The organism is Ruegeria sp. AD2(2025), assembly GCF_056542385.1.
In genome coordinates this window covers 913050-939199 of record NZ_JBQFZS010000001.1, presented here as the reverse complement: position 1 = coordinate 939199, position 26150 = coordinate 913050, and the positions used below count along the sequence as shown (strand labels likewise).

Genomic DNA, 26150 nt, shown 5'->3' with positions numbered 1-26150 from the left:
TCCCCCAAAAGCAAGATCGCCGAACCAGCATAGATTTCTATGTAATCGAAGCAACAATTTAGTTCGTAGCGGAGGTTTGTGAGCCTGCATTACATAGCTGGCGCACTTTGGGTCTTCAAATACAGCCATAGGCTCATGAGTACGCGGCATTTTTGTAAAGCCGGTCAGAGAGTTGGAAAGCTAGTACCATCCCGGCAACTACGACATCACCGAGCGCCGTTTCTTTCTGTTTAGGTGGCGGATGGGCCGTTTTCAGAGAATTGCAAAGTCTGATTTCTGCGCATTCCCGCCTTCTGATATGACCAGTGTTACGAACGCGGCGAACGACAGCTCTGTGGCCGATGCAGCTTCAGGTCATGACCGGCCGGAAAAAAGAACAATAATAATAACAACAGTAAACCCCCAGTTTTTTTGAAGTCAGTTCTAGAAACCCCCGCCCCCTATTCTGCCAGACAAAAGAATCTAAAAAGACTTTAGAATGCAGCCCATGAGGCTGTTTGGGTGTAGTGTAACATACACAACCAACGTTGATGTTAGCAGCGGTGATGCAACAATCTACCAATGCTCAAGTATCGTAATTGACGTGAATAACGAGGGTAGGGCAGTCAATATCATCCCTACAATGTAGAAACTGAAAACAAAAAACCGAGACTTTGGTGCCGAGTATTCGAGCCCTTTGTGTTCAATGTAAAAAACGTCTTTGGCCCGTTTTGCCACTTCAGCATACATAGCAAGTAGTAACGCCCGGTCTACTCTACGACCAGAGTACATTACTTCAATCACCTCTTCGGTTAAAAGGTATCCGCTTCCGGTCCAGAAACGTGAACCAAGGCGTTCAACTCCCGCGTCTGAAGCATCTATGCCAGCCCCGTCTTGCTCAATCTCTAAGAACATTTCTTCTATCAACCTATGCAGATCGCCGCTTACATTTCCGGGAAAGCCTGTGTTGGCTCCTGAAAACATAGAAGACCGTTCTTCGCCTTTTAGGTTATCGAAATACATTCCGATGATATTGTCGAAACTTCCAATGACTAAGTTACGTGTGCCTATACTTTCCATAGACAAGATGTAGTCTTCCACAGATGGGTACTTTCGAATCTGTCTAGGCACGACAACGCTGTAAAGAGCAACTCCCAGACCAAAAATCAGTAGACCAAAATACAGAAAATACAGGTTTCTTGAATACAAGTATGACCAATAGTCCGAGGTGTCTTCTTCTAGGCGCGTCGGTATGCTTGTCTCAAAGAAACTTGATAGCTCTGAATTGAAGATGATTAAGTAGCCAATAACCGGCATCAGAATAGTCAGCCGTGCAACTTTGGAGTTCCCAATGTTCGACAAAGCGGACCAGTTTGTCGCCGTGCCGAGTTTGTAGTGAAAGACTTCGATCGGTCGAACAAGCCAATGTGTCAAAAAATTATTCAAATCTAGACCTTAAGTGCGGAAGAATCTGATCAATCTCAATGATTTTCATAGACACACCAAGCATGACAGCACAAGGCTCTGCTTACGTAAATTCGTGCACCACTCCTCTGGTTTTTGATCAGGTCTCAATAGGGCTTGCCCATGTGGTGCAATCAAGCTGGTTCGAAACAATGTGCCAATAGAATTGATATTGACATTTTGAGACGCTCGTATCACTACGTCCTTAACTCTAGTGAGAAAGGCGAGACATGCTGATTGGCTATGCAAGAACATCGACTTTGGATCAGAAAGCAGGGTTCGAAACCCAACTTGAAGAACTAGCAGCCCAAGGTTGTGAAAAAGTTTTTAAAGAGCAAGTCTCTTCAGTCGATGTAACTGCCCGAGAACAGCTTGGTCAGGCCCTAGAGTTCATACGGGAAGGGGATACACTGGTTGTCACCAAACTTGATCGCTTGGCCCGTTCAGTTACCCATCTGCTGTCCATCCTGAATGAACTTGAAGGAAAAGGTGCGGCACTGAAGATCGTGAACCTCGGTATTGATACCTCAACGCCAACAGGCAGGCTGATGCTGACCGTTCTTGGTGGCATTGCTGAGTTCGAGCGTGGGATCATGTTGGAGCGTCAGAGGGAAGGTATCGCTAAGGCCAAGGCCAAAGGTAAATACAAAGGACGCAAGCCAACGGCACGGGCAAAGACAGATGACGTTTTGAAACTGCGTTCAGAGGGGATCGGTCCCTCGGAAATCGCCCATCGCCTCGGAATAGGAAGGGCGTCGGTCTATCGGATCATAAGTGACCAAGAGGACATTTCAGCAGATGGATAAAGATCACTGGGACAAGGCGGAAGTTATTGGCAAAATCACTGGTGCGGTGCTGATCCCTGTGGTGGTGGGGGTGACAGTAGCTGTTTTGAATGCACAGTCGAATACTCGTGCAACGGCAACACAAATGACACAGATCGCAGTCGGCATTTTGGCGGACAATCCAAGGGATGACCCATCTTCCAATGGCCCTTTGAGAGATTGGGCGATTTCTGTTCTTCAGAGACCCGGAAAAATTGTTCCAATTAGCGCAGCTGCGGCAGATCAGCTAAAGACTGTACCAATCGGGCGTAGTTTCGGTATTGCAACAGTTATCGGGCATGGTGAAATGTTCGTCGATCCTGATCGAACGTATTTTGGCGGAGTACAAACGTCGCCAGTTTCAAATGCACAAAGTCCACTTTCAGACCACTAGTTACACCAATGGAGGGTGGTCATTCGACGCGCCGCATATAGGAGACATTAGTAACAAGTGGAGACTGGAGGGTTTTCCGGGTTCAGTGATGATGTAAGTCACTCTTGGTTTAAGCGCGGGTTCATCGCTGTGGCGCGGTTTATGAAATTGCACCAGAATTGCAGGTCTCTTCGAAGTCGACTTGATGCATTGACTATTCGGTGTGGGATCAACAATGTCGCGCCGAAGTCAGTACAATAGAAAGGAAATTCACTTGGCGAGGAGAACCCGAACTCAGCCCCTGCGTCAAAATGCTGATCTATCCATTGAACAAATGGAGTTGGCAATTCCTCGGTTGATGAAACGCGTCGAAATGTTGAGGAGTTTTCAGCCTGAAACTCTTGAATCGACTGCCGATGCTACGAATGAAAAAAATCGCTTGAGCGCTTCCATAGATGACGCGTTGGTAAGGACCTTCGGAGCCGACACAGTTGAGTATAAACGTTATCAGAGAGCGGCAATCTTCAGTTGGCCTGTACGAATTGGCCACCCAACACCGCTGCGTGAAATTGTCGAAAAACTGGCTTCCCAAAGAACGCAGTCTATTACGCTTTTGGAGTCTGCCATCGCTTCATTGGAGGAACAGGTAGACGAAGTAGGTCTTGAAGTAGGTTTTCCAGATTCGTCATCTGAGGCTCCAAATCAGCATAATCTCGGCGATTCCCGAAAGATATTCATCGTACACGGACACGACGTTGCAGCACGAGAAACGGTCGCCCGCTTCCTAGAGAAATGCGGCTTTGAGCCAATCGTATTGCATGAACAACCCAATCTTGGGCGAACAATAATCGAGAAATTTGAAGTCAATGCCGACGTAGGTTTCGCTGTAGTCTTGATGAGTCCAGATGATCAGCTACCCGACCAAAATGGTGGAACTATCTTTCGAACAAGACAAAATGTCATTCTGGAATTGGGCTACTTTATTGGCCGTCTTGGGCGTGACCGGGTCGCCGCGCTAAAGTGTGGTGACCTTGAGTTGCCTTCGGACATACTGGGTGTGGTTTGGACAGAGCTCGATGCGAATGGCGCATGGAAGCAGGCATTGGCTAAAGAACTTGAGGCCGCAGACTACGAGATTGACTGGAACCAAGTTATGAGGAGTTAGCTTGTTCATTAACTCAATCATGTTTCCTGAGCCCTAGCTTTAGACCGCCGTACGGCAGGGTCAAAGGTTCAAAACTCACTTGAAGACCTTGTGGACAAGCAACACTGACCCATGCCGTCTATTTGAATACATTCCAGTGTTAAAAGGCGGATGATTGGCTTTGAAGCCCTTCATTTGCATAATTTAGACATAGACTGGTGTTTCACCGGTTTGAAAGCTCATGATGGGGACACAAAGAGTGACACATGTGATTTTTGCGTTGACGTAAGTATCTGTAAAATAATAGAAATACGAAATGAAAATTGGTAGAAAATCCTCTCAGGTGCGCCATTTCCCCACACCCGAACACGTTCAATCGAGACAAAACAAAACCCCCGTCAGAGGCCTGAGGGGGTTAATAAACTCAACAGAACGAAAAGGGTATTACTTAGCCGCGCCAGGTGCGGATGTCTCCGCAGTCCATGTGAACGAAGTTCGACCGGTAATACTGCCCGACACCCCCAGCGCGGCAGGACATCGCGGCCTTGGCCATCTGCGAGACCGAGCGGGATGACAGACGCAGGTCGGCAGCCTGACCCTTCATATGCAGGGAATTCTTGGCGACCCCACGCGATCTGGACCGCAGCATCGCGTTTGTCTTGGGCGAGCGATAGCCCGAAAGCAGCATATAAGGTTCACTGACATCCAGCATGTTGTGCGAGGCGGCCATGATGTCGATGGTGCGCAGGTCCATGGTTTTGACCTGATCATTGCGCCAATCGCGCATGAAGTAGTTCACTTCCTTGACAGCATCTTTGATGTATTTGCCATCGACCCAGTACACCATGTCGATACGCTCGCCCGTGCGGCCTGAATACATGCGAATGCGGCGAATATCACCGCCACCGCGAAGAAACCCTGCTGCGTTGGAATAAGTCGGTGCTGCAACGACGGTCGTTGCTGCGAATGCGCCCAATAGGGCACGCCGGGTCATGCCCGATGCACTGCTCTTGGTCATTTTCTGTCTCGTCCCGTACTGTTCCTGCCTGCACACGATGTTACGCGCGCCGTATTAATTTTTTCCCATCCCAGATGCCGGTTTTATGGCACAGTCGGAATCAACAGCCAAGAATTCTTTGGTCGCAGCCAAAACAAGGGGGAAATTTCGGCAGTTTTTTGCGCAACTGATGCAAGTATGCTTGCATTTGGTGCAGTTAGGCCGCCGCCGATGCAAACACGCACCACGGACAGAAAGATGCGCTTTGGTGATGTATTTGTGAATGGACAACCGACTGGTAGCCAAACATTATCGACAGACGCGTTCGAGCGGTGCGCGTCAAGTTATTGAATAACCAAGGTCATATCATGTCGTTTGTTTCCCGGTCCCGCGCTCTGCTGATTGCCCTTCTGGCGACGTCCTCCACTTTTGCTCAGGCGGGCACGACCGGCACCGCTTTTCAGATGGCGGTTGCCGAGACGACGGCCTCGACCCCTGCGCTGGCGGAGTTCTACCGTGACAGCGGCTTCGATCCGGTCTGGGTGGGTGAGACTCCGGAACATGAGGCTCGACGCGCCGCGTTGATCAGGGCGTTGTCGACCACCGACCTGCACGGCTTGCCCGCCGCGCGGTACGATGTGCAGGCCCTGCTGACGCAGATGCAAGAGGCCCGCACAACCCGCGATCTGGGTATGGTCGAGGCTCAGATGAGCCGCATCTTCGTCAAATACGCCCGCGATGTGCAATCGGGCACCGTCACGCCGTCGCAGATTGATGACGGGTTGGTGCGGAAGGTCGAGCGGCGCTCGGCCAGCGAGCATCTGGAGCGTCTCACGGCGTCAGAGGGGGCAGGCTATTTCCATGTCCTGATGCCACAAACACGGCAGTACCGAGCATTGATGAAGCAAAAACGTGTGCTCGAAGACCTGATCGCTCAGGGTGGCTGGGGCGCAACCGTTCCCGTGGCCAAGCTGGAACGGGGAGATACAGGCCAGAATGTCATCAAGCTGCGGAACCGGTTGGTCGCTATGGGGTATCTCAAGCCCACAGCAAGCCCGGCCTACGACGATGCGCTGATCGCGGCGGTTCAAGCGTTCCAGACAGCGCATGGGCTGGAGCCCGACGGCGTTGCAGGCAAGGGCACGATTACCGAGGTCAATCGCCCCGCGTCAGACCGACTGAAGGCTGTTCTTGTAGCGCTTGAGCGCGAACGCTGGCTGCCCGAAGAACGGGGTGAGCGTCACATTCTGGTGAATCAGGCCGATTTCTCGGCCAAGATTGTCGATGACGGGTTGGTGACGTTTGAGACCCGCGCCGTGATTGGCAAGAACACCCATGATCGCCGTAGCCCCGAATTCTCGGACGAGATGGAGCATATGGTGATCAATCCCAGCTGGTATGTGCCACGCTCGATCATCACCAAGGAATATCTGCCGCAGTTACAGTCCAACCCTAATGCAGTTGGTCATATCCAGATCACCGACCGCAGCGGACGTCAGGTGAATCGCGGGGCCGTGGATTTCACTCAGTTCACCGCGCGGAACTTCCCGTTTTCGATGCGCCAGCCGCCGAGTCAGAGCAACGCTCTGGGGTTGGTGAAGTTCATGTTCCCCAACAAGTACAACATCTATCTGCATGATACACCTCAGAAATCCCTGTTCGCGCGTGAGGTGCGGGCGTTCTCGCATGGTTGTATCCGTCTGGCACAACCGTTCGAGTTTGCCTATGCGCTGCTGGCCAAGCAGGAGGAAGACCCCAAGGCGTTTTTCCATCGCGTGCTGAACACCGGGAAAGAGACTACCGTGAAGCTGGACAAGAAAGTGCCGGTGCATTTGATCTATCGCACCGCCTATATCGGCCCCAAGGGTGAGGTTCAGTACCGCCGCGACGTCTATAACCGTGACGCCAAGATTTGGGAGGCGTTGCAAAAGGCAGGGGTGGTCCTGCCGGACGTTCAGGGGTAATCACGGGGGCAAGTCCTGCCACCAAGGAAGCCCGACATGCAATTCACCGTTGAGCAAATCGCCGAAGCCATCGGGGCCGAGGCCGCCGGTCAAACCGGCCTGACCATCCTGCGCGCCGCCGAGCCCGGAGATGCCGGGCCGACCGATCTGGCGATGGCGATGTCTCCGAAATATGCCGAAGCACTGGCCAGCGGGGCTGCGCGGGCAGCGGTTCTGTGGGACGGGGCCGATTGGCAAGCGCTGGGGCTTGAGGCCGCCATTTTCGTGCAACGTCCACGGATGGCGATGGCGGGGATCACTGCGATGCTGGACCGGGGGCAGGGGATTGAGCCCGGTGTTCACCCCTCGGCTGTCGTTGACCCGACCGCCGAGATCGGTGCGGACGTTTCCATCGGCCCGCTGGCAGTCATCGGTGCCCGGGCCCGGATCGGGGCGCGTTCGGTGATTGGAGCGCATTGCGTGGTCGGCATGGACGTGGTGCTGGGCGAAAACGCCCTTCTGCGGGAAATGGTCAGCATCGGTGCGCGGGCACAGATCGGAGATCGCTTTACCGCCCAGCCCGGCGCTCGTATCGGCGGCGACGGGTTCAGCTATGTAACACCCGAGGTTTCCGGCGCAGAAAACGCCCGCAAGACGCTGGGTGATCAGGGCGATGCCAAGGCGCAAAGCTGGCTGCGCATCCACTCTCTGGGTGCGGTTGAGATCGGTGATGACGTTGAGGTCGGATCGAACTGTACCGTCGACAATGGCACGATCCGCAATACGGTGATCGGCAGCGGATCCAAGCTGGATAACCTTGTGCATGTGGGCCACAATACCCGTGTCGGGCACGACTGCCTGCTGTGCGGGCTGACCGGCGTGTCCGGGTCGGTCGAGATTGGCAATAACGTGGTTCTGGGTGGGCAGACCGGTGTGGTCGATAACATCTTCATCGGTGACGGGGTGATTTCCGGCGGCGGCACCAAGATTCTGTCAAATGTGCCCGCGGGTCGCGTGATCATGGGCTATCCCGGCGTCAAGATGGAAAGCCATACCGAGATATATAAATCGCAACGCCGTCTGCCCCGCATGGCCCGTGACGTCGAGGCGCTGAAAAAGGCTGTTTTCAAACAGTCCCCGAACGATTAAATCATCCCCAACGCGAAAATCAGGGGATCGACATGAGCATCAGCGACCGCGTCATTGCAATCATTGCCGAGCAGGCCGTGCTGGAGCCTTCGGATGTGACGCCCGACAGCACGCTCGAAGATCTGGGCATCGACAGTCTGGGTCTGGTCGAGAGCATCTTTGCCATCGAAGAAGAGTTCGACATCACGGTGCCCTTCAACGCCAACGAACCGACGGCCAGCGATTTCGACATCACCAATGTCGCCGCGATCATCGCGGGTATCGAAAAGCTTGTGGCGGAAAAGGTCTGACACCGGGCCATGAAACGCGTTGTCATCACGGGTGCGGGCACCATCAACTCGCTGGGTCATTCGGTGCCCGACACGCTGGAGGCGATGCGCGAGGGCCGTTGCGGGATTTCCGATCTGGAGTTTCGGGATGTCGACCGCCTGTCGATCAAGATCGGCGGTCAGGTGCGCGGATTCGAGGCCGAGGGCCGGTTCAACCGTCAGCAGATGACGCTGTACGACCGGTTCACCCAATTCACTCTGACCGCAGCGAAAGAAGCCGTCGAACAGTCGGGTATCGTGCTTTCGGGCGATACGGCCGCCCGCTCGGGCGTCGTTCTGGGCACAGCGGGTGGAGGCGTGTCGACCTGGGACGACAACTATCGCTCAGTCTATGAGGACGGCAAAAACCGCGTGCATCCGTTTGTCGTGCCAAAGCTGATGAACAACGCGGCGGCCAGCCATGTCTCGATGGAGCACAATCTCAAGGGCCCCAGCTTTACGGTATCGACCGCATGTGCCTCATCCAACCATGCAATGGCGCAGGCGTTCCAACTGGTGCGTAGCGGGGCCGCGCCTGCGATGGTCACCGGTGGTTCGGAATCCATGCTGTGCTTCGGCGGTGTCAAGGCGTGGGAAGGGCTGCGGGTCATGTCGAAGGACGCCTGCCGCCCGTTCAGCGCCAACCGCAATGGCATGGTGCAAGGCGAAGGTGCCGGTATCTTCGTCTTCGAAGAATACGAACACGCCCGCGCGCGCGGTGCCGATATCCTGTGCGAGGTTGTGGGCTTTGCCATGTCATCGGATGCCGCAGATATCGTGATGCCCAGCAAGCAGGGGGCATCCCGCGCGATGGCCGGCGCTTTGAAGGACGCCCGACTGAATGCCAGCGATGTGGGCTATATCAACGCGCACGGGACCGGCACGGCGGCCAATGACAAGACAGAGTGCGCCGCCGTTGCGGATGTCTTTGGCCCTCATGCGGATGAGCTGATGATCTCGTCCACCAAGTCGATGCACGGTCATCTGATCGGCGGCACCGGCGCGGTCGAACTGCTGGCCTGCATCATGGCCCTGCGTGACGGGGTGATCGCGCCCACCATCGGCTATGAAGAACCCGACCCCGAATGCGCGCTGGACGTTGTGCCCAACACGGCGCGCGAGGCCAAGGTGGACGTGGTGCTGAGCAACGCGTTTGCCTTTGGCGGCCTCAACGCGGTGCTGGCGTTGAAGCGGGTCTGAAAACAACAAAGCCGTCGGGCGAACGCGGCGGCTTTGGTCTTCTAGCGTCTGCTATCTTAGTTCACGGAAACCTTGAGCCCGTCAAACGCCGAGGTGAAACCGCTCAGCGACATTTCCATGTTCAGAATCTGATCGGGCACACGTGCCGGCACAATCGACATAACCGCCTTCGAGCCCGATTTCATCGCATCGATATCCCCTTGCGTCAGCCCCAGTTGCGCGACGCAACCAACGGGAACACAGTGGTGATAGTTATAAAGCTTGCGCGGCGCACCATCGACCGAAACGGCAAGCTGCGCCTGCAGCAGCGTTTCCAGCGGAACCACCACATTGGCCCAGGCCACGGCTGCGCCACCTTCCGGCAACTTGCCAATGGATATCTCGGCAATCGGATCGCCCTGCTGGTTGTTCAGAATCTGAACCATCGCGCAGGGGTCTTCATCTCCGTTGGACTTGATGCACGAGATGTTCCAGTCACCGGTTTCTTCCTTGATGTACTGCTCGCCAACGCGCGGGCCTGCCTGGCCCAAATCCAGACCGTTTTCGGCCTCGGTTGTCTGTTCGGCCTCTTGCGCATAAACGGCGCCGCACAGGGCTGCGGCTGCCACCATGGTGAGGGGGACAAGTTTCCTGATCATGAATGCCTCATCTTGCTGATCCAGCTTTTTGTTCCCTCTATCATCGCAAATCGACGGTGTCAGGGTCAAACAGGTTATCAGGTGGGAAATTGAACGAAATTCCGCCCAATCAGGCGGTAGAGGCTACCGCCATCCCCAATAAGCAAAGGGAGCCGGTGGAGCGGCTCCCTTCGTGAATTTTTTCTCCCCGTCGGACTGGCCGACTTAGTTATGCGCAGACGTTACGAAAGGGGAACCCGGGGGTCAACTCCTAACCGGCAGAAAGTGATCCACAGAGTCCGGTTTTTCGCCATAATCCTAAAAAGAGCCGTGCCCGAAGGCACGGCCAGTCAACAGGGAGGAAGTTTGCCCCTTCCGGCTGTACCGAAAAGAGACGAGATTTAGTCTCGCAGGCAAAGGTTAACTTTGTATGCTGGCAGCAGATCGGTAGAATTTGGGACAGGTTTTCAATGGACAACAAGATATTCATCGGCGGCGGTGGGCAAGATTATGGCGAGCCGCAGGGGCTGTCGCTGAAATACGCGAACCGCCATGGTCTGATCGCCGGCGCGACCGGCACCGGCAAAACCGTGACCCTGCAGATACTGGCCGAGGGGTTTTCGCAGGCCGGTGTTCCGGTCTTTCTGTCCGATGTCAAAGGTGATCTGTCCGGGCTTGCGGCGTCAGGCAGCGTCGATCACAAGCTGCATCAGGCGTTTCAGGACCGGGCGAGCCGGATCGGGTTCGATACATTCTCTTACGCGGCGTGCCCGGTGACTTTCTGGGACCTCTTCGGCGAACAGGGCCATCCCGTGCGCACCACAGTGACCGAGATGGGGCCGCTGCTGCTGTCGCGTCTTCTGGAACTCAGCGAGGCGCAGGAAGGTATCCTGAACATCGCCTTCCGCGTGGCCGATGAAGAGGGGATGCCGCTGCTGGACCTCAAGGACCTGCAAGCGCTGCTGGTCTGGATCGGCGAGAACCGGGCGCAGCTGTCGCTGCGCTATGGTAATGTCTCGACCGCCTCGATCGGCGCGATTCAGCGGCGCTTGCTGGTGTTGGAGAATCAGGGCGGCACGAACCTGTTCGGCGAACCGGCGTTGGAACTATCGGACCTGATGCGGACCGATGAGGCCGGGCAGGGGATGGTAAACATCCTTGCCTCGGACAAACTGATGGGTGCGCCACGCCTTTACGCAACCTTCCTGCTGTGGCTGCTAAGCGAGTTGTTCGAGGAACTGCCCGAAGTCGGCGATCCCGAAAAACCCAAGCTGGTTTTCTTCTTCGACGAGGCGCATCTGCTGTTCGAGGACGCCCCCAAGGTGCTGGTGGACAAGGTCGAACAGGTGGCGCGGCTGATCCGGTCGAAAGGGGTTGGCGTTTACTTCATTACCCAGAATCCGGCCGATATTCCCGAAGATATCCTCGGGCAGTTGGGCAATCGCGTGCAACACGCCCTGCGCGCCTTCACCGCGCGCGACCGCAAGAACCTGCGCATGGCCGCCGAGACCTATCGTGAAAACCCCAGCTTTGACACCGAAACCGTCATCCGTGAGGTCGGCGTGGGTGAGGCGGTTACGTCGATGCTGCAGAAAAAGGGGGTGCCGGGCATGGTCGAGCGGACGTTGATCCGACCGCCTGGCTCTCAGCTGGGGCCGATCACGGACGCGCAGCGGCAATCGGTGATGGATGCATCGGCGATGCAGACCAAATACGGCACTCGGGTGGATCGGAAGTCGGCCTTCGAGATCCTGCAGGCGCGAGCCGACGTAGCTGCGCAGGCCGCAGCCGAGGCTGAATCGGACGACATGCTGGAACAGCAAAGCCCGATGGAACGCGAATACGCCTCGGCTCGTAGATATTCAGGCCGCCGCGTCGGACGTTCATCGTCCCGTGTGACACGCAAGAAGGATACCTTTGCCACCGCGATGAGCGAGGCGGTGATCAAAGAGCTCAAAGGTACAACCGGCCGCCGCATCGTGCGCGGCATTCTGGGTGGCCTGTTCCGCAACCGCTAAGCTGGTTGTTGGCACCCTTCAAAGGGTGCCATAGCAATCAGCGTTTCAGGCGGCGCTGGCCTTCCTGGCGGCAGTAATTGTCAGCCTCAGGCACAGACATCTTGGTCGCCGGGAAGTCGATTGCACGATCCCAGGTCACCCGGTCCTGCCGGTAAAGCTGGCAGGTCACGACGCCCTTGGGTGTCTGGACCTTGACCGGAGTGGTCTCAAGGTCCTCGGGCGACGGGATACACGCGGTCAGCGTGGCCACAAGCGGGACTGCGACTGCAAAAAATCTGAGTGGTTTCTTCATTGCGATTACGATGCTCTCATCCTGATAAACTGGCAGATCGTTAAAACGCCGTGCCAGGATTCGATCGTATCGAGGCACGGTTGCGATGTGGTGAATCGCGGTACCCGGGGTTTAGACCGTTCCGAGTTGCCCGACAATAAACCGCGCCGATTTCCGGCGCGGCAGGGGAATTTTTCCGGGATTTCGACCTATTTTTCGGGGATCAGCCCCCTTGGGCTGAATCTGAGAACAATCAGCAGAATCAGGCCCATCGTGAACAGCCGCATATGGGCCGCACTGTCGATCAGATGCGTCTTGAGTGCGCTCCCATCGGGCATTCCGGCGGTGATCAGGTTCATCAGCCACAGGCCGATGGGTTCGACCTGAACCCACAGGAACCAGATCAGGAACGCGCCCAGAACGGCTCCGAAATTATTGCCCGATCCGCCAACGATCACCATCACCCAGACGAGGAAGGTAAAGCGTAGCGGGTTATAAGTGCCCGGCGTCAGCTGACCGTCCAGTGTGGTCATCATCGCACCCGCGATGCCACAGATGGCGGATCCCAGAACGAAGATTTGCAGGTGGCGTCGGGTGACGTCCTTGCCCATCGCCTCGGCCGCGACCTCATTGTCTCGAATGGCGCGCATCATGCGGCCCCATGGGCTTTTCAGCGCCATCTGCGCCATCCACAGCAGCAGAAGCAGCACAATCACGAATAGCAGCGAATAGCCCAGCTTGACCGACAGCGTCGAGGCCGTGACTGGATCAAGCCCGAACCAATCGGCCCGCGCGATGAACGAGGGGTCCTGTTGCAGCTCGACTTCATAGCCGACCACAGGCGACGGGCGGGGAATGCCGTAGACATTCTTGACCCCTCGGGCCAGCCAGTCCTCGTTCTTCATGATGGCGATGATAATCTCGGCGATGCCCAGCGTCGCAATCGCCAGATAGTCTGAACGCAGGCCCAAGGCGGTCTTGCCGATCAGCCACGCAGCCCCTGCAGCCAGCAGCCCTCCGGCGGGCCAGGCCAACAAAACCGGCAGGTTCAGGCCTCCGATATTGCCCGCCACGGCGGGATCGATTTCCTCGATCGCGGCGATGCTGGGGTCAAAGATCGTGCGGTAGACAAAGAACCCGACGACAAGGATACCGATGATCGCCAGCGTCTGCACACGCCCTTTGGGCATCTTCTGCGCTACCATCACCGCAGCCACAACCGTGGCCGCCCCCAGCAGCAGGGCAAGCGCGACGCCAAAGCCACCCGCCGACCACGCTCCGGGCGTTGGCGGGGTTGAAACCAGCACAACCGCCAGTCCGCCCAGCGCGACAAAGCCCATGACACCGACGTTGAACAGCCCCGCAAAGCCCCATTGCAGGTTCACCCCAATCGACATGATGGCCGAGATCAGCCCCATGTTCAGGATCAGGATCGCGGCGTTCCAGCTTTGGGTGAAACCGGTCAGCAGGATCAGACCACCAACGACGACAAATAGCAGCGTATTCTTGAGGGGCTCAGTCATGTCGCTCTCCCGTTGAACAGACCGGTGGGTTTGAACAGAAGAACAATCAGCAGGATCACGAAGCTGACGGCGAATTTATAGTCGGTCGACAGGAACTGCACCAATCCGGAAGGTTCAAGGCTTTCGGGTGCCAGATAGGTCAGCACTTTTTTCCAGGCATAGGTGATAGTGACCTCTGAGAAAGCGATGATGAACCCTCCTGCAATCGCCCCCAGCGGGCTACCGATGCCGCCCACGATTGCCGAGGCAAAGATCGGCAGCAGCAGCTGGAAATAGACGAAAGGTTTGAAGCTTTTGTCGAGGCCGTACAGCACGCCCGCCGTGGTCGCCAGCGCAGCAACGATGATCCATGTGATCATCACCACACGCTCGGGGTTAATGCCGGACAACAGCGCCAGATCCTCGTTATCCGAATAGGCGCGCATCGATTTGCCGGTGCGCGTTTTGTTCAGAAACCAGAACAGCAGCGCCACCGCGACGACGGCCACGATCACGGTAATGCCCTGAGAGGTCTTGATCGCCAGCCCCTCGCGCAGCCCGGTCATCGCCTTGAAATCCCGTGCCGAGACGATGAACCGCGCACCGTCCGAAAAGCGCTGGTCATCCGGTCCGATGATGAACCTAACAATGCCGTTCATGATGAACATCACGCCCATTGACACGATCACCAGAATGACCGGTTTTGCCTTCTGTTCACGGTAGAACCTGTAAACCAGCCGGTCGGTGATCAGCACCAGAACGATACAGCCCAGAATGGCAAAGGGCAGGGCCAGCAGGGCGGTCGGCAGCGGCCCGAAGCTGACGCCTGCCGCCTGCAGGCCCCACGTGACCAGTACGGCAATCATCGCGCCAAAGGCCATCGTATCGCCATGGGCAAAGTTCGAGAACCGCAGGATGCCATAGATCAGCGTCACCCCCAGAGCGCCCAGCGCCAACTGGCTGCCATAGGCGATTGCGGGAACAAGGACGAAGTTGGAGAGCGCCACAAGGGCGTTGAGGAAGTCCATTAGTTTACCGCCTCGCAGGAACCGTAGTGGGTAGATACACCAAATGTCGCTGACAAATGCTCGGAATAAGCAATTTCATTTGAAATTAAATCAATTGACGCCATCGCAACAGAGTCGCCAAACCCCGGCAAGACGATCGTCACTTGATCGCCAATTTTGGTACCTGTTGCATCACTATGCCTTTTCGCTTCGATCCAGCTACCTTTTTGCAACGAGTAAGCTGGCCCGTCGTTGGCATCAACATTTCCGCCTACTTTGCCGAGCGCTATTTCGACCTGTTTCTCAGTCTCCGCACATCTGCCTCTGCCACAAACCTCAGACATCGAACACTTGAGTACTTTCCCGCCTTGGGCGAGGATTCTGGTCGCTGTTTCAGATAGCTTTTGGTCCGCAGCCAGTGTTGGAGTTCCGAAAACCAGAAGTGCGGAAAGGAAGGTCGGCACCGAGTGCCGAGGAGAAATTACTCTTTTCATTCTCACCCCCCCAAGAAACTCTTACGCACTTCGGGATCAGCCAGCAGTTCCTTGCCCGTGCCGGTATAGGCATTCCGCCCCTGAACCAGCACATATCCCTTATCCGCGATCTCCAGCGCCTGACGGGCGTTTTGTTCGACCATCAGGATCGGCAGCCCGGTACGCGAAACCTCGATGATCCGGTCGAACAGCTCATCCATCACAATGGGCGAGACCCCGGCGGTCGGTTCGTCCAGCATCAGCACCTTCGGCTGAGTCATCAGCGCGCGGCCCACGGCGACCTGTTGGCGTTGGCCGCCAGACAACTCTCCGGCGGCTTGGTTGCGCTTGTCGCGCAGGATGGGGAACAGGTCATAGACCTGCTCCATCGTCTGGCTGATATCATCACGGCGGATGAAAGCGCCCATCTCAAGGTTCTCTTCCACCGTCATTGAGGTGAAGATGTTCGAGGTTTGCGGCACAAACCCCATCCCCCGCACCACGCGATCCTGCGGGGTGAGCGCGGTGATGTCTTCGCCATCCAGCCGCACCGCGCCCGCGCGCACGTCGAGCATCCCGAACACGGCCTTCATCGCGGTCGATTTGCCCGCGCCGTTGGGGCCAACGATTACGGCGATCTCACCCTTATCAACGGCGATAGTGCAATCGTGCAGAATGTCGGGACCCTTGCCGTAGCCACCGGTCATCGTATCGCCGATCAGGAAAGGGCCGCCGCCAACATAGTGGGTTTCGCCACTGGTGCGATGGGCCGGGGTCATGGTGCCCATGCCCTTTGGATTGGTGATCGAGGCGTCCTTGTTGCCCTTGTCGTCCTGGTAGGGGTTATCGCTCATGCGTCCGCCTCCAGCTTGTCTTTGTTCTTCAGGCCGGTGCCTAGATAAGCCTCAATCACGTGCTCGTTCGCCTTGATCTCATCCAGAGTGCCCTCGGCCAGAACCTTGCCCTCGGCCATACAGATGACCGGATCACAGATCTTGCCGATGAAATCCATGTCATGCTCGATGACGACGAAGGTATAGCCGCGTTCCTTGTTCAGGCGCAGGATCGTGTCGGCGATGGTCATCAAAAGGGTCCGGTTCACGCCCGCGCCGACCTCGTCCAGAAATACGATCTTGGCATCGACCATCATGGTGCGACCAAGCTCCAGCAGTTTCTTCTGCCCGCCCGAGACCTGACCGGCCTTGTGATCGGCCAGATGTTCGATGGTCAGGAATTCCAGCACCTCGTCGGCCTTGGCCTTCAGCGCGCGTTCTTCATCGGCGATGCGCTTACGCCCGAACCATGTGTTCCACAGCGTTTCACCCGATTGCGCACCGGGTACCATCATCAGGTTTTCGCGGCAGGACATCGAGGAAAATTCATGCGCGATCTGGAAAGTGCGCAGCAGGCCCTTGTGAAACAGCTCATGCGGGGGCAGGCCGGTGATATCCTCACCATCCATGAAGACGCGGCCGGACGTCGGTGGCAAAACGCCTGCGATCACATTGAACAGAGTGGTTTTTCCGGCCCCGTTCGGTCCGATCAGACCGGTGATCGAGCCCTTTTGGATTTCCAGCGATGCCCCGTCCACCGCATGAAACCCGCCGAAATGCTTGTGCACGTCTTCGACGACGATCATCTTTTCCCCTAGCCGCCGTTTTCCGGCGTTCTTGTCCCATCCCTGTATGAAGGGTGCGGCCTTCTCTCATTGAAACAGCCCGGACACAAGGCCCGGGCTGTTTGGACTTATGACGTCTTACCCCAGATCAACGGAAGTTGACGGTCTTGTTCTCGCCATCGGTGACTTCGATCTCGCGATACGAGCCAGCGCTTTCACCGGGGCCGATCAGCTCAACACCGGACGCGCCGACATAGTCGATGTCCTGACCTGCAGCGAGCAGTTCCAGACCTTTAGCCAGTTCACCGGGATAGATTTTTTCGCCCGGAGCGTTGGCAACGTCCATGATCTTGGCGCCATACTCTGCCGGGCTGGTCGAACCTGCAGCCTGCATGGCCAGCATGAACAGAGCAGCGGCGTCATACGACTCGGGCGAGTAGGGCGACGAACCGTCGAAACCCGCAGCTTCGGCCATCGCAAAGTACTTTTCAGCACCTTCACCACCCGATCCGGCGATCTGACCGAAAGAGCCGTTCAGGTCGGGGCCCACATTGTTGGGCAGCGAGTCACCGATCATGCCGCCGGGCAGACCGAACGTGTCAAACGCACCGCTGTCCAGCGCTGACTGGATGATGCCCAGACCACCCTGATCCAGATAGCCCGCAACAACCAGAATGTCGCCACCGGCCGAGGCCAGCGCACCAACTTCAGCCGAATAGTCGGCCTTGCCGTCTTCGTGCGCAGCAACGATGGTCACTTCACCGCCCGCAGCTTCAAACGAGGACTGGATCGCGTCCGCCAGACCCTTGCCATAGTCGTTGTTGGTATAGGTCAGCGCGATCGAGCTGATGCCACGATCATTCAGGATGTCTGCCATCACCTGACCTTCACGCGCATCCGACGGGGCGGTGCGGAAGAACAGGCCGTTATCTTCCATGGTCGACAGACCGGGCGAGGTGGCCGACGGAGAAATCATCACCATGCCATTCGGGATCGCGACGTTCTGCAGAATCGCGCCAGTCACGCCCGAGCAGTCACCGCCGATGATACCGGCAACGCCGTCAGCGATCATGCGCTCACCGTTCGAGGTGGCCAGACCGTTGTCGATGCAGCCCGTGTCGGCGCGCGTTCCGGTGACGGTTGCGCCATCCAGCAGCTTGCCGGATTCGGTGACCTCGGCCATCGCCATCTCGGCACCCGAACCCATCGCTGGCGCCAGCGATTCAATCGGGCCGGTGAAGCCGAACAGCACGCCCAGTTTCACATCTTCGGCCATTGCGGTGCCCGCCAGCAAGGCAGTGGCTGCAGTAGCAGTCAGCAGCTTTTTCATATGGTTACTCCCTGTTTATTGTATGAACGTCTTCGTTCTGAGCATGACCCTAGGCAAGCTGTTCGGAAAAGAAAAGTCCTAACGCAAACGTGTCTTTGTGCGATGCAATTCTATTTGTTCTGATAGGGTTGGCCCGTTGTGGGCGACCATGAGCCCAGGCGGGAGGTCCGACATGCTCAGAACACTGGCGATTCTCATTGTGTCATTCTGGTCCGCGGCGGCCATGGCGAATGTGTTGCAGACATCTGCCGGACCGGTGCGTGTGACGCAGATGGTCAGCGGATTGGACACTCCATGGGCGGTCGGCGTATTGCCGGATGGCAGCTTTGTCGTAACTGAACGTGACGGCACGCTTTTGCTTGTCGACGACAGCGGGGCCAAGAGGATCAAGGGCACGCCCAAAGTTCAGGCCAACGGGCAGGGCGGATTGCTGGATGTCACCATTGCGCGGGATTTTCGGCAAAGCCGAGAGATTTTCCTGACCTTCGCAAAACCGCAAAGCGGCGGTGCGGGAACAGCCGTCGCCGTGGCGCGCCTGGCCCAAGGCGCGGACCGCCTGAGCGATCTGCGTGTGATATTCGAGGCGGTTCCAGGTGGTTCAACCGGGCGGCACTTTGGCTCGCGCGTGGTGGAGGCCGATGATGGAACGCTGTTTGTCACGATCGGCGACCGGGGTGATCGGCCCTCGGCTCAGGATCGGTCGAATCACATGGGAACAGTCATCCGGATCAACCGGGACGGCTCGGTTCCGGGGGATAACCCGTTTGTCGGCGACGCGGCCATCCGGCCGGAAATCTGGTCCTATGGCCACCGCAACCCGCAGGGCGCGGGGCTTGACCTGCAGGGGCGGCTCTGGGTGTCGGAACACGGGGCCCGTGGCGGCGATGAGGTCAATCTGATCAAGCCCGGCGCGAATTATGGCTGGCCGGTGATTTCCTATGGCACGCATTATTCAGGCCAGAAGATCGGCGAGGGCACCTCGAAACCCGGCATGGAGCAGCCGGCGCATTATTGGGACCCATCCATCGCACCTTCGGGGCTGATGGTCTATTCAGGCAGGCTTTGGCCCCAGTGGAAGGGTGATGTCTTCGTCGGCTCTCTGAAATTCGACTACATCGCCCGGCTGGCCGGATCGCCGCTGCGTGAAGCCGAACAGATCAAGGCCCCCGAGACCGAACGCGTCCGTGACATCGTGGAAGCCCGGGACGGGTCGATCTGGTTCATCTCGGTCGGGCAGGGAGCGGTTTACAGGATGACGCCCGGCTAAACCGACAGCCGCCCGCCTTGCGCCCCACGCTCGCGATAGGGCGTGGTGTTGTAATGCGCCCGGTAGCATTTCGAGAAATGGCTGGGCGACGCAAAACCGCAGGCCAGTGCTACGTTGATGACACTCATGTCGGTCTGCATTAGCAGGTTGCGCGCCTTGTGGAGGCGCAGCTCCATGTAGTAGCGCTTGGGCGAGCGGCTCAGGTAGCGGCGGAACAGGCGTTCCAACTGCCGGGTCGACATGCCCACATCCTTCGCCAGAACCGATGGCGAGATCGGTTCCTCGATGTTTTTCTCCATCATCAGAATGACCTGGCTCAGCTTGGGGTGCCGGACTCCGATACGGGTGGGTGTCGACAGGCGCTGCGTGTCTTGATCGGTGCGGATTGAGGAATAGATCATCTGATCTGCGACCGCATTGGCCAGGTCCTCGCCATAGTCATCGGCGATCAGCTTGAGCATCAAGTCGATGGACGAGGTGCCGCCGGCCGTCGTCATCCGGTTCCCGTCCACCTGGAACACGGACTTCGTCAGTTCGACCGTATCGAACTCTTCGGCGAAACTGTCTGAATTCTCCCAGTGAATCGTAGCGCGCTTGCCCTCAAGCAATCCGGCCTTGGCGAGAGTATAGGCGGCGGTGCACAGGCCACCGATCTTAAGACCCTTGCGGGCCTCGCGCCGCAGCCAGTTCAGCACCCGTTTCGTGGTCGCGGCCTGAACGTCGACACCGCCACAGATCATGATGACCTCGTCGCGCTGCAACTCGGACAGATCCGCATCCAGCTTGAACGTGGTTCCCGCCGAGCAATGCACCACCTCGCCACCTTCACCCGCCAACGTCCACGTATATAGATCGCGGTTGGCCATGCGGTTGGCGATACGCAGGCTGTCCAGCGCCGAGGCGAAAGACAGCAGCGAGAACTTATCCAGCAAGACAAATACGAAGTTATTCGGCTTGGCTGTGTCGTTTTCCACTGTGACAACTTGGCGTTGCTCTTGCATTGTGAATTGTCCTTGATTCGGTGCTTGCCGGGTGTTCTGCGGCAGCAGACTTGCCCGTCAACATGCTCAAAGCTTGTTTGCGGCGTCAAGAGGCGCAAATGGGATATGGTCTCTCATCATTGCTTTTTGTATAGAGACCCCCTGAAATACCTCAGCGGAGATTCAAGCTATGACCGAGTGGCAAAAAACGAACTGGCGCAACAAGCCCCGGGTTCAGATGCCAGACTATACCGACGCGGCCGCATTGGCCAAAGTCGAGGCGCAGCTTTCACAGTATCCCCCGCTGGTTTTTGCGGGCGAAGCGCGCCGGCTCAAGCAGCATCTAGGGGCCGCTGGTCGTGGCGAGGCGTTCCTGCTGCAAGGCGGCGATTGCGCCGAGAGCTTTGAGCAATTCAGCGCCGATGCGATCCGCGACACGTTCAAGGTGATGCTGCAGATGGCGATGGTTCTGACCTTTGGTGCCAAGGTGCCCGTGGTCAAAGTTGGCCGCATGGCAGGCCAATTCGCCAAACCGCGCAGCGCCCCGACCGAGGTGATTGATGGCGTGGAACTGCCCAGCTATCGCGGTGACATCATCAATGAGTTGGCCTTCACGCCCGAGGCGCGCATTCCCAACCCGGGCAAGATGCTGCAGGCCTATACTCAGGCCGCCGCGACGCTGAACCTGCTGCGCGCATTCTCGACCGGTGGTTTTGCGGATATGAGCCAGGTGCATTCCTGGACGCTGGGCTTTGCGGGCGGCCAGGATGTCCGGAAATACTCGGAAATCGCTGACCGCATTCAGGACACGATCGATTTCATGCGGGCCGCCGGGATCACGGCGGATACTACGCATGAGTTCTCGACCGTCGAGTTCTACACCAGTCACGAAAGCCTTTTGCTGGAATACGAAGAGGCGCTGACCCGACTGGATTCGACCTCGGGCAACTGGCTGGCCGGTTCCGGGCACATGATCTGGATCGGCGACCGGACCCGTCAACCCGACGGTGCGCATGTGGAATTCGCGCGCGGCGTTCTGAACCCGATCGGCATGAAATGTGGCCCGACCACCAGCGCCGAGGACCTCAAGGTTCTGATGTCCAAACTGAACCCCGACAACGAAGAGGGTCGCATGACCCTGATCGCGCGGTTCGGTGCAGGCAAAGCGGCAGAGCATCTGCCGCGTCTGATCAAAGCGGTCAAGGAAGAGGGTGCCAAAGTGACATGGGTCTGCGACCCGATGCATGGCAACACGATCAAATCGGCCACCGGCTATAAGACCCGGCCCTTTGATTCCGTGCTGCGCGAGGTGCGCGACTTCTTTGGCGTGCATCAGGCCGAAGGTACCATTCCCGGCGGCGTACATTTCGAGATGACCGGTCTTGACGTGACCGAATGCACCGGCGGCGTGCGGGCGGTGACGGAAGAGGACCTGTCAGACCGCTACCATACCGCGTGCGACCCGCGCCTGAACGCCTCGCAGGCGTTGGAACTGGCGTTCCTTGTTGCAGAAGAACTCACCAATCTGCGCAACGACCGGAGCAAACGCGCCGCAAGCTGATCTTCGGCGTTTGTAAAGTTAAGGAAACGGCGGGTCTATGGCCCGCCGTTTTTCTTTAATCGTCGCGTGATGACACTAACCTTAGATGGGGCGAGGGGCCCGTGAACTCGCTCGGGCTTTCGGCGAACCCCGCAACCTCTTGCCGGGCGGGTTTCGGCGGTTGCTGCAGGTCTGACACCTCGCGCACCCGCTGGTCGGTTATGGCGAACCGGCGCGGCGTGGCACCGATCGTGCCATCGCTGACCATCACACCCAGAACCCGGCTGACATCCCCAAGATCGCTTTTCAGCGGCAGCAGGATCATGCGGGCCTGCAGATTGGCACGCCCCAGCTTACCTTTCGAGGTCAGCCCAAGCTCGGCCACGGCGGGGGCGGTCAGGACCCGGTCCAGCAGCGATTTGATCTCGTCCCGTGCATTCGGGTTGAAAAAGGCGGTGACGGGCATCCCGCGCACTTCCATCCCGGCCAGCTTGTTCAGATGGCTTCCCGCCAGCCGAAACCGCGCCAGCCCGGGCGCGATGCGTTCAAGGATGAAGGTATATTCCAGCACATTTTCCAAACCGCGCGGATCAACCTGCGACCGCAGGGGCACGCCTTCGCCGGTCAGAAGCGCGGTCCAATAGGCTTCGGCCTGACGGATTGGGGACAGGCTGCGCCCGCTGTCAAATCGGTCCATTGCGACGATCTTTCCAAATTCTGAGCCAGAGCCAGTCCCGAAAAAACTTTTCATATCATCACCCTACCGTCAATCGGCCGCGATTTTCCTAAAATGCCGTCTAATGGGCAAATCCGAAATCCGCCAGCGTTTCCGACTGTTAAATTGGCATGGGTTAATACAATTTTGGAGCAATTCTTTAACGAATGGTTAACTTCCGAGAATTCTCCGGACAATGAGCAAGGTCTTGCCCCCCGCCGCCCAATGGCATTAGGTGCGGCGAGCGGTTTTGACGGAAAGGGCAGGCATGATCAGATCCATGACCGGTTTCGCCTCAGGCAAGGGGGCGTTTGGCCCTCATAGCTGGAGCTGGGAACTGCGCAGCGTGAACGGCAAGGGGCTGGATATGCGCCTGCGCGTGCCGGACTGGCTGACCGGGCTTGAGGCCGGTCTGCGGGGCGATCTGTCGAAACAGGTCAGCCGGGGCAACGTCACCCTGTCGCTGCGACTGAGCCGGGAAGAGAGCACCGCAGACATCAAGCTGAATGCATCCGCGATGGAGGCCGCTCTGGATGCGCTGGCCCAGACCGAGGCGATGGCGGGCAAACGCGGCATCGAACTGAAGGGATCAAGCGCCAGCGATCTACTGACGCTGAAGGGTATGCTTGAGGCGGGCAGCGAAGACGACGATCCCGCGCCATTGGTCGCGCAGCTGAAGTCCGAATTCGGCGGTCTGCTGGCCGCGTTCCTCGACATGCGAAAGACCGAAGGTCAGGCGCTGGCCGGGATTCTGGCTGGCCAACTGGATCAGATTGCACAACTGACCAAGACCGCGGCCGATCTGGCCGAGCAGCGGCGGGATGAGATGGCGCAGACGCTCAGGGACAATCTGGCGCGCGTGGTGGACAATGCGCAGGGTGTGGATGCCGATCGCGTCGCGCAGGAACTGGCCATGATCGCGGTCAAGGCCGACATCACCGAAGAAATTGACCGGCTGGCCGCGCATGTCACCGCCGCGCGGGCGCTGCTGGATCAGGACGGGCCGGTCGGGCGCAAGCTGGATTTCCTGATGCAGGAGTTCAACCGCGAGGCCAATACGCTGTGTTCGAAATCGCAGAATGCCGAGCTGACGGCTGTCGGGCTGGAACTGAAGGCGGTGATCGATCAGATGCGTGAACAAGTTCAGAACGTCGAATAGGAACGGGGGCAAACACATGGCAGATCGCCGGGGTCTATTAATCATCCTGTCCTCGCCCTCGGGTGCGGGTAAGTCCACGCTGGCGCGCCGGTTGATGCAGTGGGACAACGATCTGGAGTTCTCGATCTCGGCCACCACCCGTGCACCGCGCCCGGGCGAGGAACATGGGCGCGAGTATTACTTTCTGTCCGAGGACGCGTTCAAACAGAAGGTCGCCGACGGTCAGATGCTGGAACACGCCCACGTTTTCGGCAACTTCTACGGCTCACCCGCCGAGCCGGTGCGCGAGTCGATCGACAAGGGCCGTGACGTGCTGTTCGACGTGGACTGGCAGGGGGAAGTGCAGATCCGAAACTCGGATTTGGGCAAGCACGCACTGTCGATCTTCATCCTGCCGCCTTCAATCCCCGAACTGCGGCGCAGGCTGGAAAACCGGGGGCAGGACAGCGAAGATGTGATTGCCAAGCGGATGCTGAAAAGCTGGGACGAGATCAGCCACTGGGGCTATTACGATTATGTTTTGATCAACGACGATCTGGATGCCACCGAGGAAAAGCTGAAAACCATCGTCGCCGCCGAACGGATGCGCCGCATCCAGCAGCCGCGTCTGCAAAACCACATCCGCGCGCTGCAAACGGAATTTGAGGGGCAGTCATGACCATCTACGCTTTGGGAGAGTACGAACCGCAGATACATGCCGAAGCCTGGGTCGCGCCCGATGCCAATCTGATCGGAAAGGTCGTGCTGGAACAGAGCGCCTCGGTTTGGTTCGGCACGACGATCCGCGCGGATCATGAAGAGGTACGTATCGGAACGGGCAGCAATGTGCAGGAACATTGCGTGATGCATGTCGACCCGGGATATCCGCTGAACATCGGGGTGAATTGCTCGGTCGGTCACAAGGCTATGCTGCATGGGTGCACCATCGGTGACAACTCGCTGATCGGGATGGGAGCCATCGTTTTAAACGGGGCCCGGATCGGTCGGAACTGTCTAATCGGGGCAGGGGCGTTGATTACGGAAGGGAAAGAAATTCCCGATAATTCGCTGGTCATGGGTCAGCCCGGCAAGGTGGTGCGGCAACTGGACGAGGCGGCGGCCAAGCGGCTGACGCAGACCGCGCTGCACTATCAGAACCATATTCACACATTCCGTGAAAAGCTGCGGTCGGTCTGAGACCCGATGTCTGATCTGCCCCTATCAGAGTTGGTCGCGGCGGTGCCGATGCCCGCCTTGCTGATCGACCGGTCCGAACGAATCGTGGCCGCAAATCCCGAGGCCCACACGCTGCTGGGGGCGGCTATCGAAGGCCGGCACTTCGCTACGATCCTGCGGCAGCCTCAGGTCATCGACGCCATCGAAAAAAGCCTGCGCGCTGAAAGCCCCGGCTCGGCCCGGCATCTGTCGAACGACGGCGCACAGGATACCTGGTTCGAGGTTCAGTGCCGATACATGAGCAGCACCCACACCGTTCTTGCGGTGTTCCAGGATGTCACGCATCTGGAGCAGGCCGGGCAGATGCGCCGCGACTTTGTCGCCAATGTCAGCCATGAGCTGCGCACGCCGCTGACCGCGCTGATGGGTTTCATCGAAACTCTGCGCGGCCCGGCCCGCGACGACACCGCCGCGCGCGAGCGGTTCCTGCAGATCATGGCGGACGAGGCCAACCGGATGAACCGACTGGTCGGCGATCTTCTGTCGCTGAACCGGGTCGAAAGCGAAGAGCGGGTCAGGCCAAAAGAACCCATTGAACTGACGGGCCTGCTGCAGTCGACGCTGAACTCTCTTAGGCCGCTGGCCGATGACGCTGGGGTGGAACTTGCGCTCGACGTCCCGGACGAGCCGGTGCAGATGGTCGGCGACAGCGATCAGCTACGCCAGGTCTTTACCAACCTTATCGAGAACGCGATCAAATATGGAGGCAGCGGTGGGCGGGTCGACGCCATCGTGGCCTTGTCCGAAAGGGACGCAGCCATGCGGGGCCCCGCCGTTCGGATCAGGATCGTCGATCAGGGCCCCGGCATCGACGCCAAGCATCTGCCCAGACTGACGGAGCGGTTCTATCGCGCCGACAGCCACCGCTCGCGCGAGTTGGGCGGAACTGGATTGGGGTTGGCCATCGTCAAGCATATCGTGAACCGCCATCGGGGCCGCTTGCGGGTCGAAAGCGAGCAGGGGCAGGGCGCGACCTTCACCGTGATCCTGCCGCGCTGAACCCGATGTCGAGCCGCCCCATAGTGTGACGCACGGTCAAGTTAAGAGTTTCTGAGAA

At 57.9% G+C, this 26150-nt stretch carries 26 protein-coding genes; 14 read left to right on the top strand and 12 right to left on the bottom strand.

Annotated features, from left to right (window positions below):
* Positions 1–555: 555 nt before the first annotated feature.
* Positions 556–1425: a hypothetical protein gene (locus ACR1XV_RS04665; protein WP_480529180.1), complete on the bottom strand. Its 870-nt coding sequence runs from the start codon at positions 1423–1425 to the stop codon at positions 556–558.
* A 248-nt stretch (positions 1426–1673) separates the two neighbouring features.
* Between ACR1XV_RS04665 and ACR1XV_RS04660 the strand changes: the two genes are divergently transcribed.
* The 3 genes from ACR1XV_RS04660 (at position 1674) to ACR1XV_RS04650 (ending at position 3805) form a co-directional block, all read left to right on the top strand.
* Positions 1674–2249: a recombinase family protein gene (locus tag ACR1XV_RS04660; RefSeq protein WP_480529179.1), complete on the top strand. Its 576-nt coding sequence runs from the start codon at positions 1674–1676 to the stop codon at positions 2247–2249.
* Positions 2242–2661: a hypothetical protein gene (locus tag ACR1XV_RS04655; RefSeq protein WP_480529178.1), complete on the top strand. Its 420-nt coding sequence runs from the start codon at positions 2242–2244 to the stop codon at positions 2659–2661. Before ACR1XV_RS04660 ends, ACR1XV_RS04655 begins: the two co-directional genes overlap by 8 nt.
* A gap of 253 nt (positions 2662–2914) precedes the next feature.
* Positions 2915–3805, top strand: a complete 891-nt coding sequence (locus ACR1XV_RS04650; protein WP_480529177.1) for a TIR domain-containing protein — start codon at positions 2915–2917, stop codon at positions 3803–3805.
* Between the two features lie 427 nt (positions 3806–4232).
* Here ACR1XV_RS04650 and mepK read toward each other — a convergent pair whose 3' ends face one another.
* Positions 4233–4802 carry a peptidoglycan L,D-endopeptidase MepK gene (gene mepK, locus ACR1XV_RS04645; RefSeq protein ID WP_480529176.1) on the bottom strand — a complete coding sequence of 190 codons (570 nt, stop codon included), beginning with the start codon at positions 4800–4802 and terminating at the stop codon, positions 4233–4235.
* 347 nt (positions 4803–5149) lie between these two features.
* Here mepK and ACR1XV_RS04640 point away from each other — a divergent pair, with 347 nt between their 5' ends.
* From ACR1XV_RS04640 to ACR1XV_RS04625, 4 genes are read left to right on the top strand one after another with little or no spacing between them, the layout of a single operon-like run.
* Entirely contained in the window at positions 5150–6745 is a 1596-nt protein-coding gene (locus ACR1XV_RS04640; protein ID WP_480529175.1) for a L,D-transpeptidase family protein, read from the top strand.
* 36 nt (positions 6746–6781) lie between these two features.
* Positions 6782–7873, top strand: a complete 1092-nt coding sequence (lpxD, locus tag ACR1XV_RS04635) for a UDP-3-O-(3-hydroxymyristoyl)glucosamine N-acyltransferase (RefSeq protein ID WP_480529174.1) — start codon at positions 6782–6784, stop codon at positions 7871–7873.
* Between the two features lie 32 nt (positions 7874–7905).
* Complete coding sequence (locus ACR1XV_RS04630; protein ID WP_480529173.1) at positions 7906–8163, top strand: acyl carrier protein; 258 nt, start codon at positions 7906–7908, stop codon at positions 8161–8163.
* A 9-nt stretch (positions 8164–8172) separates the two neighbouring features.
* Positions 8173–9381 carry a beta-ketoacyl-[acyl-carrier-protein] synthase family protein gene (locus ACR1XV_RS04625; RefSeq protein WP_480529172.1) on the top strand — a complete coding sequence of 403 codons (1209 nt, stop codon included), beginning with the start codon at positions 8173–8175 and terminating at the stop codon, positions 9379–9381.
* 56 nt (positions 9382–9437) lie between these two features.
* On the opposite strand, the gene ACR1XV_RS04620 is transcribed toward ACR1XV_RS04625, so the two are convergent.
* Positions 9438–10019 (bottom strand): invasion associated locus B family protein, encoded by a 582-nt coding sequence (locus tag ACR1XV_RS04620; RefSeq protein WP_480529171.1) that lies wholly within the window; start codon positions 10017–10019, stop codon positions 9438–9440.
* Between the two features lie 449 nt (positions 10020–10468).
* Between ACR1XV_RS04620 and ACR1XV_RS04615 the strand changes: the two genes are divergently transcribed.
* The gene (locus tag ACR1XV_RS04615; RefSeq protein WP_480529170.1) at positions 10469–12016 is read left to right on the top strand and encodes a helicase HerA-like domain-containing protein; all 1548 of its coding nucleotides are present in this window, start codon (positions 10469–10471) and stop codon (positions 12014–12016) included.
* Between the two features lie 37 nt (positions 12017–12053).
* Here the strand turns inward: ACR1XV_RS04615 and ACR1XV_RS04610 are convergent, their stop codons facing one another.
* From ACR1XV_RS04610 to ACR1XV_RS04580, 7 genes are all read right to left on the bottom strand, one after another.
* Positions 12054–12266, bottom strand: a complete 213-nt coding sequence (locus ACR1XV_RS04610) for a hypothetical protein (RefSeq protein ID WP_480529169.1) — start codon at positions 12264–12266, stop codon at positions 12054–12056.
* A 230-nt stretch (positions 12267–12496) separates the two neighbouring features.
* Positions 12497–13810: a branched-chain amino acid ABC transporter permease gene (locus tag ACR1XV_RS04605; protein ID WP_480529168.1), complete on the bottom strand. Its 1314-nt coding sequence runs from the start codon at positions 13808–13810 to the stop codon at positions 12497–12499.
* Complete coding sequence (locus ACR1XV_RS04600; protein ID WP_480529166.1) at positions 13807–14817, bottom strand: branched-chain amino acid ABC transporter permease; 1011 nt, start codon at positions 14815–14817, stop codon at positions 13807–13809. The genes ACR1XV_RS04605 and ACR1XV_RS04600 overlap by 4 nt, the downstream gene beginning before the upstream one ends.
* Positions 14817–15290: a hypothetical protein gene (locus ACR1XV_RS04595; protein WP_480529165.1), complete on the bottom strand. Its 474-nt coding sequence runs from the start codon at positions 15288–15290 to the stop codon at positions 14817–14819. Before ACR1XV_RS04595 ends, ACR1XV_RS04600 begins: the two co-directional genes overlap by 1 nt.
* Positions 15291–15292: 2 nt before the next feature.
* Positions 15293–16123 (bottom strand): ABC transporter ATP-binding protein, encoded by an 831-nt coding sequence (locus ACR1XV_RS04590; RefSeq protein WP_480529163.1) that lies wholly within the window; start codon positions 16121–16123, stop codon positions 15293–15295.
* Positions 16120–16908 carry an ABC transporter ATP-binding protein gene (locus ACR1XV_RS04585; RefSeq protein WP_480529162.1) on the bottom strand — a complete coding sequence of 263 codons (789 nt, stop codon included), beginning with the start codon at positions 16906–16908 and terminating at the stop codon, positions 16120–16122. The genes ACR1XV_RS04590 and ACR1XV_RS04585 overlap by 4 nt, the downstream gene beginning before the upstream one ends.
* 127 nt (positions 16909–17035) lie before the next feature.
* Positions 17036–18217 (bottom strand): ABC transporter substrate-binding protein, encoded by a 1182-nt coding sequence (locus ACR1XV_RS04580; RefSeq protein WP_480529161.1) that lies wholly within the window; start codon positions 18215–18217, stop codon positions 17036–17038.
* A 172-nt stretch (positions 18218–18389) separates the two neighbouring features.
* Between ACR1XV_RS04580 and ACR1XV_RS04575 the strand changes: the two genes are divergently transcribed.
* On the top strand, positions 18390–19484 hold the full coding sequence (locus tag ACR1XV_RS04575) for a PQQ-dependent sugar dehydrogenase (protein ID WP_480529160.1): 1095 nt from the start codon (positions 18390–18392) through the stop codon (positions 19482–19484).
* Here ACR1XV_RS04575 and ACR1XV_RS04570 read toward each other — a convergent pair.
* Positions 19481–20485 (bottom strand): GlxA family transcriptional regulator, encoded by a 1005-nt coding sequence (locus ACR1XV_RS04570; protein ID WP_480529159.1) that lies wholly within the window; start codon positions 20483–20485, stop codon positions 19481–19483. The genes ACR1XV_RS04575 and ACR1XV_RS04570 overlap by 4 nt on opposite strands.
* 169 nt (positions 20486–20654) lie before the next feature.
* On the opposite strand from ACR1XV_RS04570, the gene ACR1XV_RS04565 reads away from it, so the two are divergent.
* On the top strand, positions 20655–22025 hold the full coding sequence (locus tag ACR1XV_RS04565; protein WP_480529158.1) for a class II 3-deoxy-7-phosphoheptulonate synthase: 1371 nt from the start codon (positions 20655–20657) through the stop codon (positions 22023–22025).
* Positions 22026–22080: 55 nt separating this feature from the next.
* Here the strand turns inward: ACR1XV_RS04565 and ACR1XV_RS04560 are convergent, their stop codons facing one another.
* On the bottom strand, positions 22081–22701 hold the full coding sequence (locus ACR1XV_RS04560; RefSeq protein ID WP_480529157.1) for a PAS domain-containing protein: 621 nt from the start codon (positions 22699–22701) through the stop codon (positions 22081–22083).
* Positions 22702–22987: 286 nt separating this feature from the next.
* Between ACR1XV_RS04560 and ACR1XV_RS04555 the strand changes: the two genes are divergently transcribed.
* From ACR1XV_RS04555 to ACR1XV_RS04540, 4 genes are read left to right on the top strand one after another with little or no spacing between them, the layout of a single operon-like run.
* Positions 22988–23878, top strand: coding sequence for a YicC/YloC family endoribonuclease (locus tag ACR1XV_RS04555; protein ID WP_480529156.1), 891 nt, complete (start codon positions 22988–22990; stop codon positions 23876–23878).
* A gap of 16 nt (positions 23879–23894) precedes the next feature.
* Complete coding sequence (gene gmk, locus ACR1XV_RS04550) at positions 23895–24536, top strand: guanylate kinase (RefSeq protein WP_480529155.1); 642 nt, start codon at positions 23895–23897, stop codon at positions 24534–24536.
* Positions 24533–25054 carry a gamma carbonic anhydrase family protein gene (locus ACR1XV_RS04545; protein ID WP_480529154.1) on the top strand — a complete coding sequence of 174 codons (522 nt, stop codon included), beginning with the start codon at positions 24533–24535 and terminating at the stop codon, positions 25052–25054. The genes gmk and ACR1XV_RS04545 overlap by 4 nt, the downstream gene beginning before the upstream one ends.
* 6 nt (positions 25055–25060) lie before the next feature.
* Complete coding sequence (locus tag ACR1XV_RS04540) at positions 25061–26092, top strand: sensor histidine kinase (protein ID WP_480529153.1); 1032 nt, start codon at positions 25061–25063, stop codon at positions 26090–26092.
* Positions 26093–26150 lie beyond the last annotated feature (58 nt).

Coding starts and splice junctions, on each gene's coding strand:
- ACR1XV_RS04660 (WP_480529179.1), top strand. CDS start 1,674: ATGCTGATTGGCTATGCAAGAACATCGACTTTGGATCAGAAAGCAGGG.
- ACR1XV_RS04655 (WP_480529178.1), top strand. CDS start 2,242: ATGGATAAAGATCACTGGGACAAGGCGGAAGTTATTGGCAAAATCACT.
- mepK (WP_480529176.1), bottom strand. CDS start 4,802: ATGACCAAGAGCAGTGCATCGGGCATGACCCGGCGTGCCCTATTGGGC.
- ACR1XV_RS04640 (WP_480529175.1), top strand. CDS start 5,150: ATGTCGTTTGTTTCCCGGTCCCGCGCTCTGCTGATTGCCCTTCTGGCG.
- lpxD (WP_480529174.1), top strand. CDS start 6,782: ATGCAATTCACCGTTGAGCAAATCGCCGAAGCCATCGGGGCCGAGGCC.
- ACR1XV_RS04630 (WP_480529173.1), top strand. CDS start 7,906: ATGAGCATCAGCGACCGCGTCATTGCAATCATTGCCGAGCAGGCCGTG.
- ACR1XV_RS04625 (WP_480529172.1), top strand. CDS start 8,173: ATGAAACGCGTTGTCATCACGGGTGCGGGCACCATCAACTCGCTGGGT.
- ACR1XV_RS04620 (WP_480529171.1), bottom strand. CDS start 10,019: ATGATCAGGAAACTTGTCCCCCTCACCATGGTGGCAGCCGCAGCCCTG.
- ACR1XV_RS04615 (WP_480529170.1), top strand. CDS start 10,469: ATGGACAACAAGATATTCATCGGCGGCGGTGGGCAAGATTATGGCGAG.
- ACR1XV_RS04605 (WP_480529168.1), bottom strand. CDS start 13,810: ATGACTGAGCCCCTCAAGAATACGCTGCTATTTGTCGTCGTTGGTGGT.
- ACR1XV_RS04600 (WP_480529166.1), bottom strand. CDS start 14,817: ATGGACTTCCTCAACGCCCTTGTGGCGCTCTCCAACTTCGTCCTTGTT.
- ACR1XV_RS04595 (WP_480529165.1), bottom strand. CDS start 15,290: ATGAAAAGAGTAATTTCTCCTCGGCACTCGGTGCCGACCTTCCTTTCC.
- ACR1XV_RS04590 (WP_480529163.1), bottom strand. CDS start 16,123: ATGAGCGATAACCCCTACCAGGACGACAAGGGCAACAAGGACGCCTCG.
- ACR1XV_RS04585 (WP_480529162.1), bottom strand. CDS start 16,908: ATGATCGTCGTCGAAGACGTGCACAAGCATTTCGGCGGGTTTCATGCG.
- ACR1XV_RS04580 (WP_480529161.1), bottom strand. CDS start 18,217: ATGAAAAAGCTGCTGACTGCTACTGCAGCCACTGCCTTGCTGGCGGGC.
- ACR1XV_RS04575 (WP_480529160.1), top strand. CDS start 18,390: ATGCTCAGAACACTGGCGATTCTCATTGTGTCATTCTGGTCCGCGGCG.
- ACR1XV_RS04570 (WP_480529159.1), bottom strand. CDS start 20,485: ATGCAAGAGCAACGCCAAGTTGTCACAGTGGAAAACGACACAGCCAAG.
- ACR1XV_RS04565 (WP_480529158.1), top strand. CDS start 20,655: ATGACCGAGTGGCAAAAAACGAACTGGCGCAACAAGCCCCGGGTTCAG.
- ACR1XV_RS04560 (WP_480529157.1), bottom strand. CDS start 22,701: ATGGACCGATTTGACAGCGGGCGCAGCCTGTCCCCAATCCGTCAGGCC.
- ACR1XV_RS04555 (WP_480529156.1), top strand. CDS start 22,988: ATGATCAGATCCATGACCGGTTTCGCCTCAGGCAAGGGGGCGTTTGGC.
- gmk (WP_480529155.1), top strand. CDS start 23,895: ATGGCAGATCGCCGGGGTCTATTAATCATCCTGTCCTCGCCCTCGGGT.
- ACR1XV_RS04545 (WP_480529154.1), top strand. CDS start 24,533: ATGACCATCTACGCTTTGGGAGAGTACGAACCGCAGATACATGCCGAA.
- ACR1XV_RS04540 (WP_480529153.1), top strand. CDS start 25,061: ATGTCTGATCTGCCCCTATCAGAGTTGGTCGCGGCGGTGCCGATGCCC.